We start from the raw sequence: 13,137 nt of genomic DNA, 5'->3' as shown, positions 1-13,137 counted from the left end.
ACAGGACATGACGACCTATCAGGAATGGAAGCAGAAAGCAGAAGCCTTGTCGCTCGACGGAAGAGCGTTTATTGCCGGGCAGCGATGTTCAGCCGCGTCGAATGAGACGTTCCAGACCCTGAATCCGTCGACGGCAAAGGTACTGGCCGATATCGCAAAGTGCGATACGAAAGATGTCGATCGCGCAGTCGTGGCAGCGAGAGATGCATTCGAATCCGGTGTATGGTCTAAGGCGGCGCCCGCTCAGCGCAAAGCAGTGCTATTGCGACTTGCACAACTGATCGACGAAAACGCCGAAGAACTGGCGCTTCTCGAAGCACTCGAGGCGGGCAAGCCCATCAGCGAGTGCATGGGACTGGACATTCCCGAATCGGCGGCATGTATTCGCTGGCACGCGGAAGTCACCGACAAGCGTTACGACGCGCTATCGCCATCGGGCGCGAGCGTCGTGAGCATGATTACCCGCGAACCGATTGGCGTCGTGGGCGCAGTGCTTCCCTGGAACTTTCCGGCGCTCATGCTTGCGTGGAAAATCGGCCCGGCGCTTTCGGTGGGCAATAGCGTCATCGTGAAGCCCGCCGAGCAGACGTCGCTTTCCACACTGCGTATCGCCGACCTGGCAGCGGAAGCCGGCGTGCCCGCAGGCGTCTTAAGCGTTGTGACGGGCTTTGGCGAAAGCGCGGGCCAGGCATTGGGCCGCCATGCCGACGTCGACCTGGTTGCGTTTACTGGCTCCACGGAAACGGGAAAGCGATTCCTTCGCTATTCCGCGGACACGAACCTGAAGCGGGTCGTGCTGGAATGCGGCGGCAAGAACCCGCAAGTCGTATTGCCCGACGTCGCGAATCTCGACGCTGTCGCAGAGCAGGCGGTTGCCGCGGCATTCTGGAATATGGGCGAGAACTGCAGCGCGGGCTCCCGCATCCTGGTTCCCTCGACCTCGAAGGCACAGCTGCTCGAAAAGGTGCTGGCAGTTCTCGAAGGATGGAAGACGGGCGACCCGCTCGACCCCGACGTCAAGCTCGGCTCTCTGATCGAAGAAAAGCACTATGAAAAGGTGCTCGCTCACATCGAGAAAGCGAAGTCGGAAGGGGCACGCCTCGTGTGCGGCGGCAACGCGACGCGCACCGAAACGGGCGGCTGGTTTGTCGAGCCGACCATCTTCGACAACGTGACGCCGGAGATGAGCATCGCCAGCGAAGAAGTCTTTGGCCCGGTCGTCTGCTTTATCGAATACGCTGACGTCGACGAAGCGGTCCGCATTGCCAACGATACGTGCTATGGACTGGCTGCATCGCTGTGGACCGATAACATCAACAACGCGCACAAGGTCGCTGCCCGTATCCGCGCGGGTACTGTGACGGTGAACTGCTTCGGCGAAGGCGATCTGTCGACGCCGTTCGGCGGCTTCAAGCAATCGGGCTTTGGTGGCCGTGACAAGTCCGTCTATGCGCACGACCAGTATTGCGAATTGAAGACGACCTGGCTGAAACTCGACTAGGTTCTCTCCGACTATTGAAAGCAATTGACAGCCCGTGCTGCCAGGCCGGGCTGTCGTGGTCTTGTACGAAACTGCTGCACTCCAATCTCAAGTGAGGTTTCATGCGACTCGGATTCATCGGAACGGGGACGATCACGAAAGCAGTCGTGACGGGCATCTGCAGATTCGGCGTTCCATTCGACAGGATTTCGCTATCGCCCCGTAACGCGAATACCGCCGCGGAACTGGCGACACTGGACGAACGGATTCGCGTCTGCGCAAGTAACCAGGAAGTACTGGAGACTTCGGACGTCGTTTGCCTTGCGGTTGTTCCACAAATTGCCGCAGAAGTTCTGGGCGAACTCGAATTCGACTCGCGTCATCACGTTGTCAGTTTCATTGCAGGCATTTCTCTCGCCGAGCTTCGTCGCCTCGTCCCACAGGTGAACAGGGTCGCGCGCGCAGTCCCGCTGCCAGCGGTCGCTGAAGGCAAGGGAAGTACTGCGATCTGCCCCGCCGATGAGGTAGCGAAAGCCATCTTTTCGACGTTGGGTGAAGCCGTGGAAGTGGACGACGAATGCAAGTTTGACGCGCTGTCTGCCGTGACGGCGACGATGGCGAGCTTCTATGCGGTTCTCGAAACCCAGGCGGCGTGGCTCTTGGAGCAAGGTCTCGACTACTCCGCGGCGCGAGCTTTTTTGTCTGGCTACTGTGTGGGGCTTGCGAACGACGCGGCCCGCACAGGACAACCGTTTTCAGTCATGGTTACGCAATGCATGACACCGGGCGGCATCAACGAGCAGATGCACACCGAACTCTCCCGTCGAGGTGCATACGGACTGTATAAAGACGCACTCGATGGCGTGCTCAAGCGAGTTCGAGGGGCCGCATGACAGGCGACCACGAAGAGTAATATGAAAGGATGCGGGATGGGATCTGCCCTTGTCAGCTCATTCGAAGACTCGCACACTATTTTTGCGCGCGAGCTATTCGGCTCGGGCGCACAGTCTACGCATTGTCACGGGGCAGTGCGCAGCGTTGACCGGGTTGTCTTCGGGCCACCCGGGCGCTTCCGCTTCACAGGTGAAAGCCATGCAAAAGAAACAGGTGTTTGCCGACCGATTACTCGCTCAGATGCCGTCGTTACGGGCGCTGAAATGCTTCGTCACGGCTGCCCGGTACGAAAGTTTTACGCAGGCCGCAGAAGTGCTGTGCGTCACGCAGGCGGCAATCAGCCGACAAATCAAGGAGCTTGAAGACTCGCTGGAAGTCGCGCTGTTCGAGCGGACAGGGCGGCACATTGCGCTCACCGACGCGGGGCGCATTCTGTACAACGCGTCCTATCTGTCGATCATGAACATCGCCGAGGCGGCCCAGGCAGTGCGTCGCACCGACAGGCATGCGCTGACAATTTGTGTCTCGCATACTTTCTCGGCGCTATGGCTGTCGTTCAGGCTACCCTCGTTTCGTAAGCGTTTCCCCGATATCCGATTGCACGTGATGGTGACGGAGCATTTCATGGAGCTCGACGAGCTCATGGAACCCGACATCATCATCACGAAGAATCCGCCGCGCGAGGCCGAGTACGAAGTCGAGCCGCTCTTTCACGATGTCGTCTATCCCGTGTGCAGCCGGTCCTTTTACGAGCGCCACTTTCACGGCAGGTCAGTGAAGCCGCTGGATCTTCTATCGCACGCAACGTTGAATCTCTCCTTGTTGGGGCGCGCGCAGATTTGCGAGCATGTCGACTGGTCCGTGTGGCGAAACTGGTTTCAGCAGGGCGATGGCACTGAAAGGATGGTCGAAAACGAGCATCTGGAGAGCAACGACTACCGACTCCTCGTATCGCAAGCCGAAGCGGGAGAGGGCACCTTGCTTGGCTGGCACCATCTTGTCCATCGCCAGGTCGAACAAGGGCTGCTGATCCGACCCGTGCAAGATGTGCTCGAATTTCACGACCGTCATCACTATCTGATAACGAATAAGAACGCAAAGCTTCGCCCGGAATATCTTCAGTTCCGCGAATGGCTCGGAGAGGAAGTGGGCGCGATGATGCGCGAATGGCAGAGCGCCGAAACTGAAACCACCAAATAAACGTTGCAGACGTCAGTGAGAAGCGCGAGCAGCTTCGTCGTCGGAATCCTGGTCGACTTTTCAGGTGTGACTTTTCAAGCGTTACTGCAGGCAGTCCATGTTTAGCGACCTCATCAGCCCCAAAGCCGGTACTACGCGGCCACTCCGCTTTGGAATCGTCCTGTTGCCCAATTTCACGCTGACTGCATTTTCCGGTTTCGTGGATGTACTGAGGCTCGCGAGCGATGAAGGTGACATGAGCAGACCGGTTCGCTGCTCGTGGACTATCGTCGGCGAATCGCTTGTTCCTGTACGGGCAAGCTGCGGAATTCAGGTCGCGCCGTGGACAACTTTCGAAGAAGCCGGGGCCTTCGACTACGTCGTGGTCGTCGGCGGATTGCTGCACTCGGGACCGTCCGCAAGCAAAGCCACGCTTCAGTTCATTCATGACGCAGCGGCAACGCCTGCCACGTTGGTCGGAATTTGCACCGGCGTGTTTGCGTTGATGCGAGCCGAAGTGATGGACGGGTATCGCATGTGCGTGAGCTGGTTCCATTACTGGGACTTCGTCGAACGCTTTCCGGGCGTCGATGAACGCAATCTCGTTGCGGACCGGCTGTTCGTGATCGACCGGCGGCGCATTACGTGTTCAGGTGGGCGAGCTTCGATCGATGTTGCGGCGGCCATCCTGTTGCGCCATTTCGAGGCGACAGTCGTACAAAAGGCGCTGCGTATCATGCTCGTCGATGACGCACAGAAAGGCAATGCGCCGCAGCCGCACCCGCCCGGACTCGAACCCGCGACACATCCGAAGGTAAGACGAGCCATCCTGTTGATGGAGCAGCACATCGGGCAGCCATTGAGCCTCGCGGAGTTGGCGCGACGTCTCGAGATGTCGGTCCGGCAACTCGAGCGTCTCTTTACTTCAGAGACGGGCAAATCACCTCAGGCCTACGCGCGCCAGATCCGGATACGGATGGCGTCGTGGCTGCTCACGAGTTCGGACCGCACTGTCGCTGACATTGCCACCTCATGCGGCTTCTCCGATGCTTCGCATCTCGGCCGCGAGTTCAGAAAGGAATACGGCGAATCACCGAACGCTTATCGCGTCGCGCGACCGCAGGGGCAATCGCAAGTGCTGGCCGATGCGTAGCGTGATGTGGTTCTCGCTTCGGCACGCCAGAGAGCGATGCTGGCATGACGACACGAAAGCACGAGAAGCAGGATTTCCCTTTTGTTCAAACATTGGACGTTGAAGAAAATGACAACCGAGCCTATGCGCGATGAAATGGTTTTCTTTGGATTGCAAATCAAGGATGGTCGCCGTTGGTATTCAATCGATGAACGCGACTGGCGGCCAATGAAAATCGGAGAAACGGTACTTCCCGGATTTTTCTGGATTCCAGTTGCCGACGACGAAAACGGAGCGTGGAGTAGCTACTGGATGCGTTTGCAACCCGGCGCGCGTTCATTGGAGCATCAGCACGACTCGACCGAGTTGATCCTGGTTCTCGATGGCGTATTCACTGACGACGACGGTGCGGATTTCCTGCCGGGGCACACAGTATCGTATCCAGCCGGTTCGCGGCACAGTACGTCGTCGAAAGAGGGTTGTACCGTGCTGGTCGTGGCTCACACCGGGTCGACACTCGTTGACCATTCGCAGCCCACGCGTGCTTGAGTCAGATGAAACCGGTAATTGCGCGGACCAAGGGATACCGGCGGCTCATTCCTTCCGTGACGGCCCTCGTCGAATTCGAGGCGGTCGCACGTCATAGCAGCTTCACGCTGGCAGCCGATGAACTGGGCGTGACTCAAGCGGCTGTCAGTCGACAGATCAAGTTTCTTGAGGAAACGCTTGGGACCCGGCTCTTCAATCGCCTTCATCGTTCGATCGAACTCACTGATGAAGGTGAGGCTCTGTATCTCGTGGTCGCCGAGTCGATGCAGAAGATTGCCGGCGTATTCGACCGGTTATCAAGCGGGCCGGTCCAGCAGGAACTGGTGCTTGCAGCAACGTCTGCCTTCACGCATTTTCGCCTCTTGCCACGACTGGCATCGCTGAAGAAGGCTCAACCGGATCTTCAGCTTCGCATCTCCACGCAGATGTTCACGGCTGACCTCAGGCCCAAGGAGATCGATGTCGCCGTTCGATTCGGAAGCGGGCAATGGGGCGATGGTTCCGCAACCCTTCTTTTCGACGAGGAGGTTTTCCCCGTCTGTTCGCCGGAGTGGGTGAAATCGCGAGGCACGCCAGTATCATTGCAGGAAGTCGCAAATGCCGCTCTCATCGAGTCCGATGCGACTTCGGAAGGCTGGATGAGGTGGGAAGAATGGTTTCAGGCTTTGGGCTTCAGGCCGGTGCGATTGAATTTTGCGCTGCGCTGCAGCCTTTATACCGACGCCATAGAGGCCGCACGCTACGGCCAGGGCATTGCCCTTGGGTGGAGAAGACTGGTACACGGTCTCATCGAAACGGGCGAGCTCGTCCGGCTGCCGGTCGCCTCGTTAAAGGTGAGCGATTCATATTACGTCGTCGTGCCGCACGGGCGCACCATTACCCCTGCAATTGACGGTCTCATCGACTGGCTCCGGCAGGATTCCAGCGAGCGTTGAAGCACCTGCAACGCCCGACGGCGCGGGGGCGGAAACGGTCTGCCTTCCGCATAATCCGAAGTAATGCCAGACCGAAAATAAAGCACATTGACGCTCTTTTTCGTCAATCCAATACTCGAGTCATAGCGGGAACAATCGAAGTCCCGAGACCCCTGAACATTGGAGAACGACGATGTCTGAAGTGCAACTCAAAACTCATGGCGAACTGATTCGGAGCCGTCAGCCTGGCCACGGCATGTCCGGCGAGCTGTTTGGCCGCCAGGACGTTTTCGAAACGGACGTCGATGTGTTCTTCCACAAGCACTGGATTCTGGTCGGCGTCACGGCAGATGTTCCAGAACCGGGTGATGTTTCGACTGTCGACATCGGCAAGGCTTCCATCATCATCGTTCGCGATGACGACGAGAACATCCGGACCTATCGCAACGTCTGTCGCCATCGCGGTGCGCGGCTCAAGGAAGCCGGAAAGTCGACGGTGGGAATGCTGGTTTGCCCTTACCACCAATGGACGTACGACCTTGACGGAAGCTTGCGTCATACGACACACATGGGAAAGGATTTCGACCCGACGTGCCGCAGTCTGATTCCCGTGCACACGAAGATCATCGGCACGCACATCTTCGTGTGTCTCGACGAGAACGCGCCCGCGGACATTTCGAAGCTGGAAGAGACGATGACGCCGCGTTTCGCGCCGTACGATCTGCAAAACACCAAGATTGCCTTCGAGCAGGAAATCATCGAGAACGGCAACTGGAAGCTCGTCATTGAGAACAACCGCGAGTGCTATCACTGCCAGGGCACACACCCGGAACTGACGGCGTCATTCCTGCCCGAAGACTTCGGCTTCTGTCCGGAGAACCTCAGCGAAGAATCGCTTCGCGCGCTCGAAGACTACAAGGCGCGCAACGCAACTTGCCAGGTAAGCTGGGAGCGCGATGGGTTCATTGGGGAGACCGTCGAGTGGCTCGACGAAGATGCGGTTACCCAGTTCCGCACGCAGCAACTGGTCATTGCCGGCGAGGGCGAGTCGCAGACCATCAGCACCAAGGTCGCGAGCACGAAGCTGTTCGGCAATATCACGCGACGTGACCTCGGCGACCAGCACCTGTGGACGCACAATTCGTGGACGCACGTCATGAGCGACCACGCGGTCATCAGCTACATCATTCCGCTCGCGCCCGACAGGACATTGGTGCGATCGAAGTGGCTCGTTCATGCCGATGCGGTCGAAGGCGTCGATTACAACGTCAAGGATCTGACGGAAGTCTGGCTTGCGACCAATACGCAGGACAAGCATCTCGTCGAAATCACGCACGAAGGTACGCAAGATCCCGCCTATGCGCCGGGCGTGTTCTCGCCGTTCACGGAAGCGTACGTCGACCAGTTTTCGCGCTGGTATGCCGCGCGATTGAATGCACACGGAATCTGAGCGGAGTTATCGCCGTGAATTGCGTCGAAAGAATGTCGGCCGGAAATGTCGCGTGCAAACCGCGTGCAAACCGCGCTCACAACTCTCCGAACTCGATCTTGCCACCCTTCATCACGAGCGGAATACGTTCGCCTTGCCCGAGCAGACACGAGATGTCGCGCAGCGGATCGCCATCCACGACAATCAGGTCCGCCCATGCGTCAGGCGCAATGCGCCCGAGCTTCTCCGGCAAGCCGAGCACTTCCGCGGCCGTCGTCGTCGCGCAGGCGAGCGTCGCGGCATTGCCAAGCACTTCGGCGCGAATGCGGAACTCGTCGCTTTGCAGGCGTTGTGATGGCCCTAGCAGATCCGAGCCAAAGCCCATTTTCACGCCCGCATCGCGATAGATCTCCAGCGAACGCAACCCCGCCTCGCGCACGTCGGCGATCTTCGCGACGCTTTCTTCTTCGAGACCGTATTGCGCGCCCTCGGATGCCAGCGCTTCGTATGTGACGAGCGTCGGTACCACATAGGCGCCCATCTCGGCCATCAGTCTCGCCGTGGGCGCGTCGATCAGATTGCCGTGCTCGATCGTGCGCACGCCCCAGCGCACGACGCGCGCAATCGCTTCGGCTGTGTACGCGTGCGCCATCACGTAGGTATGACGCGCGCGCGCTTCGCCGACGATCGCGCGCACTTCGTCTTCCGCGTAGCCGAATGCGCCGACGGGGTCTGTCGGCGATGCGACGCCGCCCGAGGCCATGATCTTCAGATGGTCGGCGCCCATCTGCAATTCTTCGCGCGCGGCACGGCGCACGGCGTCGACGCCGTCCGCGACGCGAGCGAGCGCGCCCACCCGCACACAGCAGCCACATGGCGCGCTGTCGCCCAGGTAGTCCGAACGCGCGCGCATGTCGCCGTGGCCGCCCGTCTGGCTGAGCGCTCGCCCTGCAACGAAGAGACGCGGACCGACAGCCAGCCCGCTTTCCACGGCCTGCTTGTGCGGATATCCTGCGCCGCCCGCGTCGCGCACGGTCGTGAATCCGCGCCGCAGCATCGAGCGCATGATGGGCACCGAGCGCAGCGTGACGAGCACGTTCGGCATGTGCACCTGCTGCGCGAGATTCAGCTGTACTGCCACCACATGCACATGCAGATCGATCAATCCCGGCATCAGCGTCTTGCCTCGCAGGTCGATCTCGCGCGCGGCCGCGCTCTTCAAAGGTCTGTCGGACACTTCCTTGATGAGGCCGTTCTCGACCAGGACGTGATGCCCTTCGCGCAGTTCGCCGCGCTCGACATCGAGCACGTTTGCGTTCGCGAACAGAATGCTTTCCATTCGATTCCCCTCCGGATTGCGTAATGGGTTCGGTGAGTGGGTTCGGTGAGTGGATTCGGTCAATGGGTTTCGTCGATGCGTTGCTTCAATGGATTGCGTCAATGATTCGATCCGCTGTCGAGCGCTCGCATCGCGATCAAACATCCTCGAGCAGCGCCGGCAGCGCGAACTGCGCGAGCGACTGCGCGAACGGCACGTGATCGTCCCGATACCAGGCTCGCGTATGCAACAGGTTCAGCGACGCGAGCGTGCGCCCCTTCCATCGCACGGGCACGTTCAGCACGCTCTCGCAGCCAAGCGACGCGATCAGCTCGTGATCGGGGAACACAGCACGAAGCTCGTCGCCCGTTCTGCCGATGAACGCGTCGCCGCGCGTCAGCACCGTTTCGACCCAGCTGCCGCCCGCGAGCGGCTTTTTGGCCGCCGTCGGATATTCGTTTGGCAGGTTGCTGTAGACGCGCGCCGATTCGTTCGCCGCAGCGTCGTAGCGCAAGATCGTGAAGAGCGTGTGCCCGATCGTTTCGGCGAGGACCGTGTCGAGCGCGCGATAGAGCGTCGCCGGTTGATCTGCGTGTGCCTGCGCGCGAGTGAGCGCGAAGAAAGGTTGCAATCCGAGGGCGTCCAATCCGTGTTCGCGTGTGTCGCTCATACCGCCTCTCCTGCGGCAATGTCTTCAAGCGAGCGTCCGCGCGTCGGCACGCCCATCATCACCACGGAAATCGCACCGAGCAACAGGACGACGGTCGTCACGCCGAACACGCCCGCGAATCCGAACTTCGGATACAGATAGCCGACGAGTATCGGCGACACGATCGCGCCGATCCGGCCGATCGCCGACGCCGTTCCGGCACCCGTCGTGCGCACGGCCGTCGGGAACACTTCGGCCGTGTATGCATAGACGCCCGCATACGTGCCGTTCATGAAGAACGACAGGCCGATGCCCGCTGCCATGATCTCGCCGTTGGTGCCGGCGAACGCCATGCCCAATGCGCACGCGCAGCCGAACAGCATGTACGACGCGATCGTCGCCTGCCGTCCGATGCGTTCGTTGAACCACGACGCGCTGAAGTAGCCCGGCACCTGCGCGACATACATCGCAACCGAATAGCCGAAGCTGCGCGTGATGCTCATCCCATGCTGGACGAGCAGGCCGGGAATCCACGTGAAGAACGCGTAGTAGCTGAACGTGATCGACAGCCACATTAGCCATGTCATCGTCGTGATGCGCGCCTGGCGTCCCGTCCACAACACGCGGAAATTCGCGGACAGCGTGCCCGTCGACAACGAAGGCTCGCCGCGCGGACCCGTCGGCTCAGGCTCCGGCAAGACGATGCCGCGTGCGGCGAAACCGGCTTCGATGCGATCGAGCACACGCACCGCTTCATCCGTATGCCCGCGGCTTTCCAGCCAGCGAGGCGACTCCGGCAGCGCGCGGCGCCACCAGAGCAGCATCAGGATCGGCACGGCGGTGATGAGCAGCACGACGCGCCAGCCCGCATCGAACGCCGGCACGATGAAGTATCCGAGCAGCGCGGCGGCCACGAAGCCGAATGAAAAGAACCCGGCCAGCGCACCCGTGAAGATGCCGCGATACCGCTTCGCCACGAACTCGGCGAGGTAGGGCGCGATGATCGCGCTCTCGGCGCCCGTTCCCATGCCGGCCACGATTCGTGCGGCGAGAAACGTCGGCCACGAATCGGTCATCGCGCTGACGACGGAAGCAACGCAGTAGATCAGCAGCGCCGACATCATCACCTTGCGTCGGCCGATCAGGTCGCCGAGCGTGCCCGCGAGCAGCGCGCCGAAAAAGAAGCCGATGAAGTTGCCGCTGCCGAGCACGCCCGTCTGCACACTGGACAGGCTCCAGTCGTGGCGCAGCACGGGCAGCACGAAGGCGACAGCGGCGGCATCCATCGCGTCGAACGCGTAGCCGAGGCCGCCCATCAGCAGCAGGTGTCCGTGAAAGCGTCCAAACGGAAGGCGCTCGATGCGTGCAGAAACATTTGACACGGTGACGTTCGACACGGGTGTGCTCCTGTAGTCGCGATAGTCGCTCGGCCCGGCGGAGTGGCCCCGCGCAAGGTTCGCGTGCGGACGGCCCTTTCTGATTGAGGCCGATTCTATGGCTTGTCGAACGTCATAAATATTTATATTCTTGATCTCGTACATTGACCTCGTGAATGGACGGCAATGAGCTTCCGGTCGCTCGATCTGAACCTGCTGAAGGTATTCGAAGCCTTGATGACGGAAGGCGCCGTCACGCGGGCCGCCACCAAGCTGTCGCTCACGCAGCCCGCCGTCAGCAATGCGTTGAGCCGTCTGCGTGAGGCTTTCGACGATCCGCTCTTCGTGCGCAACGGCGCGGGCGTCACGCCGACACAACGCGCGATGGCGCTGTGGGGGCCTGTTGGCGATTCACTGAGCCGCATTCGTGCCGCGCTCGACGAAGAGACGTTTTCACCGGGTAACGCGCAGGTCAGCTTCAGTCTGTCGATGTCGGATTACGTCGCGGGCATCGTAATGCCGCGCCTGATCGAGCGGTTCAGCGAAAGCGCGCCGCACCTGCAATGGCACACCGTGCCGAACATCCTGCTCGATGCACCGGCGCTGCTCGAAGGCAATCGCGTCGATTGCGTGATCGGGGTCTATGTGAACGAGACGCTGCCGCCCGCGCACATCCGCTCGCGCTCACTGTGGACGGTGGACTACGCGTGTCTGATGCGGCGCGGTCATCCGCTTGCGGCACCAGGCCGGCTGACGACGCGGCGCTTTCTGAATGCAAGCCATGTCGACATCAGTCTTGCGGGACAGACGCAACCGTCATTCGGCAGCTTTCTTGCGTCGCGCGGATTGAAGCGCAACCTCGTCGCGACGGTCAACCACTACACGGTTGCGTGCGAGATCATCCGCGCAAGCGATCTGATCGCCGTGTTGCCGCGCGATCTGTGCGAACGCAGTGGAGATGGTGAACTCGTGAGCGTGCGCGCGCCGCTCGAGGCGCCGGATCGCGTGATCAGCCTGTTCTGGCATCAGCGCAACGAGACCGTGCCCGCGCATCGCTGGTTGCGCGATCAACTGGTCGATATGTTCGCTTCGCCCGGGCTCGCCGCGCAACGCGCGCTTCCGGCTGCGGGGGAGCGGCGGGCCGGCTCTGCGTAGACCGCGTCTAATGCGGTCGTTGCGTGCGCTACGCGAGATTCGGCGGCGCCGCTTTCAGTACGTCGACGTGCTTCGGAATAAGGCCAAGCTCAAGGAACGTATCCGCGATCTGTTGCTGCTCGCCGAGGATCGCGCGGGTAATCGGCTGCGTGCCGAACTGCTGGCGGCCCACGGCTGCATCGACTACGGGCTTCGGCAAGCCCCATAGCTGCGCGAGTTCGCTTGCCAGTTGATCCTTGTTCTGCTTGCCCCACTGATCGATCTTGTCGAGTTCGTCGATCAGAATCCGGATCACGTCGGGGTTCTTCGCTGCGTACGTGTGCGACGAAAAATAGTACGCGCGATTGCCTACGACGCCGCTCGCATCCGCAATCACGCGTGCGCCCAGCGATTTCTCCGCTGCCGCAAAGAACGGGTCCCAGATGACCCACGCGTCGATGGAAGCGCGCTCGAACGCGGCCCGCGCATCGGCGGGCGCGAGGAAGACCAGGTTGACGTCGCTATATTGCAAGCCATGCTGACGCAGCAGCTTCACCAGAAAGTAGTGGACGTTGCTGCCCTTGTTGAGCGCAATTCTCTTTCCTTTCAGGTCTGCCACCGAGCGGATCGTCGATTGCGGCGGTACGAGCACGGCTTCGGATTGCGGCCGCGTGACCGTCGCCGCGACATAAGCCAGGGGCGCGCCCGCTGCCTGCGCGAAGATCGGCGGCGCTTCGCCGACGTCGCCGAAATCGATCGAGCCGACATTCAGCGCTTCCAGTTGCACGGGGCCCGCCGCGAACTCCGTCCAGCTCACCGATACGTTGAGCGGAGCCAGCCGCTTTTCGAGCGTGCCGCGACCTTTGAGCAGAGTCAGATAGCCCTTCTGATTGCCGATGCGCAGCGTGCGCGGCGTCGCTGCCTGGGCCAACGACACGGGTACAACGGACATCGAGGCCGCTGCCGCAACAGCACCGACCGAAAGTTTCAGGAACGCGCGGCGATCGCGCGACGTGTTGATCGTGGACATGGCAGAAGGACGGAACGAAAGGAACAGAGAGGGCGAGTCTTCGGGAGCGGGCA

General features: G+C 60.8%; 12 protein-coding genes. 8 read left to right on the top strand and 4 right to left on the bottom strand.

Annotation, left to right across the window (positions count from 1 at the left end):
- Nucleotides 1-7: 7 nt before the first annotated feature.
- The 7 genes from BMW76_RS22530 (at nt 8) to BMW76_RS22500 (ending at nt 7,598) form a co-directional block, all read left to right on the top strand.
- Nucleotides 8-1,501, top strand: coding sequence for an aldehyde dehydrogenase (locus BMW76_RS22530; RefSeq protein ID WP_090869098.1), 1,494 nt, complete (start codon nt 8-10; stop codon nt 1,499-1,501).
- A 101-nt stretch (nt 1,502-1,602) separates the two neighbouring features.
- Nucleotides 1,603-2,373 carry a pyrroline-5-carboxylate reductase gene (locus tag BMW76_RS22525; RefSeq protein WP_090869096.1) on the top strand — a complete coding sequence of 257 codons (771 nt, stop codon included), beginning with the start codon at nt 1,603-1,605 and terminating at the stop codon, nt 2,371-2,373.
- 199 nt (nt 2,374-2,572) lie between these two features.
- Nucleotides 2,573-3,574 carry a LysR substrate-binding domain-containing protein gene (locus tag BMW76_RS22520; RefSeq protein ID WP_090869095.1) on the top strand — a complete coding sequence of 334 codons (1,002 nt, stop codon included), beginning with the start codon at nt 2,573-2,575 and terminating at the stop codon, nt 3,572-3,574.
- Nucleotides 3,575-3,671: 97 nt separating this feature from the next.
- Nucleotides 3,672-4,706 (top strand): GlxA family transcriptional regulator, encoded by a 1,035-nt coding sequence (locus tag BMW76_RS22515; RefSeq protein ID WP_090869093.1) that lies wholly within the window; start codon nt 3,672-3,674, stop codon nt 4,704-4,706.
- A gap of 81 nt (nt 4,707-4,787) precedes the next feature.
- Entirely contained in the window at nt 4,788-5,234 is a 447-nt protein-coding gene (locus BMW76_RS22510) for a cupin domain-containing protein (RefSeq protein WP_245763321.1), read from the top strand.
- 5 nt (nt 5,235-5,239) lie between these two features.
- Nucleotides 5,240-6,169, top strand: coding sequence for a LysR substrate-binding domain-containing protein (locus tag BMW76_RS22505; protein WP_090869091.1), 930 nt, complete (start codon nt 5,240-5,242; stop codon nt 6,167-6,169).
- 172 nt (nt 6,170-6,341) lie between these two features.
- The gene (locus BMW76_RS22500; RefSeq protein ID WP_090869089.1) at nt 6,342-7,598 is read left to right on the top strand and encodes an aromatic ring-hydroxylating oxygenase subunit alpha; all 1,257 of its coding nucleotides are present in this window, start codon (nt 6,342-6,344) and stop codon (nt 7,596-7,598) included.
- Nucleotides 7,599-7,674: 76 nt separating this feature from the next.
- Here BMW76_RS22500 and BMW76_RS22495 read toward each other — a convergent pair whose 3' ends face one another.
- The 3 genes from BMW76_RS22495 to BMW76_RS22485 form a co-directional block, all read right to left on the bottom strand.
- Complete coding sequence (locus BMW76_RS22495) at nt 7,675-8,916, bottom strand: metal-dependent hydrolase family protein (protein ID WP_090869087.1); 1,242 nt, start codon at nt 8,914-8,916, stop codon at nt 7,675-7,677.
- Between the two features lie 136 nt (nt 8,917-9,052).
- The gene (locus BMW76_RS22490; protein WP_090869085.1) at nt 9,053-9,565 is read right to left on the bottom strand and encodes a GAF domain-containing protein; all 513 of its coding nucleotides are present in this window, start codon (nt 9,563-9,565) and stop codon (nt 9,053-9,055) included.
- On the bottom strand, nt 9,562-10,926 hold the full coding sequence (locus BMW76_RS22485; RefSeq protein WP_090869154.1) for an MFS transporter: 1,365 nt from the start codon (nt 10,924-10,926) through the stop codon (nt 9,562-9,564). The genes BMW76_RS22490 and BMW76_RS22485 overlap by 4 nt, the downstream gene beginning before the upstream one ends.
- Before the next feature lie 180 nt (nt 10,927-11,106).
- On the opposite strand from BMW76_RS22485, the gene BMW76_RS22480 reads away from it, so the two are divergent.
- Nucleotides 11,107-12,075 (top strand): LysR family transcriptional regulator, encoded by a 969-nt coding sequence (locus tag BMW76_RS22480; RefSeq protein WP_090869083.1) that lies wholly within the window; start codon nt 11,107-11,109, stop codon nt 12,073-12,075.
- 28 nt (nt 12,076-12,103) lie between these two features.
- Here the strand turns inward: BMW76_RS22480 and BMW76_RS22475 are convergent, their stop codons facing one another.
- Complete coding sequence (locus tag BMW76_RS22475) at nt 12,104-13,084, bottom strand: sulfonate ABC transporter substrate-binding protein (RefSeq protein WP_090869152.1); 981 nt, start codon at nt 13,082-13,084, stop codon at nt 12,104-12,106.
- Nucleotides 13,085-13,137: the final 53 nt, after the last annotated feature.

It is taken from the genome of Paraburkholderia diazotrophica (assembly GCF_900108945.1).
GTDB classification, from domain to species: Bacteria; Pseudomonadota; Gammaproteobacteria; order Burkholderiales; family Burkholderiaceae; genus Paraburkholderia; species Paraburkholderia diazotrophica.
This window is presented reverse-complemented; position numbering and strand designations above follow the sequence as displayed.

Coding starts and splice junctions, on each gene's coding strand:
- BMW76_RS22525 (WP_090869096.1), top strand. CDS start 1,603: ATGCGACTCGGATTCATCGGAACGGGGACGATCACGAAAGCAGTCGTG.
- BMW76_RS22490 (WP_090869085.1), bottom strand. CDS start 9,565: ATGAGCGACACACGCGAACACGGATTGGACGCCCTCGGATTGCAACCT.
- BMW76_RS22515 (WP_090869093.1), top strand. CDS start 3,672: ATGTTTAGCGACCTCATCAGCCCCAAAGCCGGTACTACGCGGCCACTC.
- BMW76_RS22520 (WP_090869095.1), top strand. CDS start 2,573: ATGCAAAAGAAACAGGTGTTTGCCGACCGATTACTCGCTCAGATGCCG.
- BMW76_RS22475 (WP_090869152.1), bottom strand. CDS start 13,084: ATGTCCACGATCAACACGTCGCGCGATCGCCGCGCGTTCCTGAAACTT.
- BMW76_RS22480 (WP_090869083.1), top strand. CDS start 11,107: ATGAGCTTCCGGTCGCTCGATCTGAACCTGCTGAAGGTATTCGAAGCC.
- BMW76_RS22500 (WP_090869089.1), top strand. CDS start 6,342: ATGTCTGAAGTGCAACTCAAAACTCATGGCGAACTGATTCGGAGCCGT.
- BMW76_RS22495 (WP_090869087.1), bottom strand. CDS start 8,916: ATGGAAAGCATTCTGTTCGCGAACGCAAACGTGCTCGATGTCGAGCGC.
- BMW76_RS22530 (WP_090869098.1), top strand. CDS start 8: ATGACGACCTATCAGGAATGGAAGCAGAAAGCAGAAGCCTTGTCGCTC.
- BMW76_RS22505 (WP_090869091.1), top strand. CDS start 5,240: ATGAAACCGGTAATTGCGCGGACCAAGGGATACCGGCGGCTCATTCCT.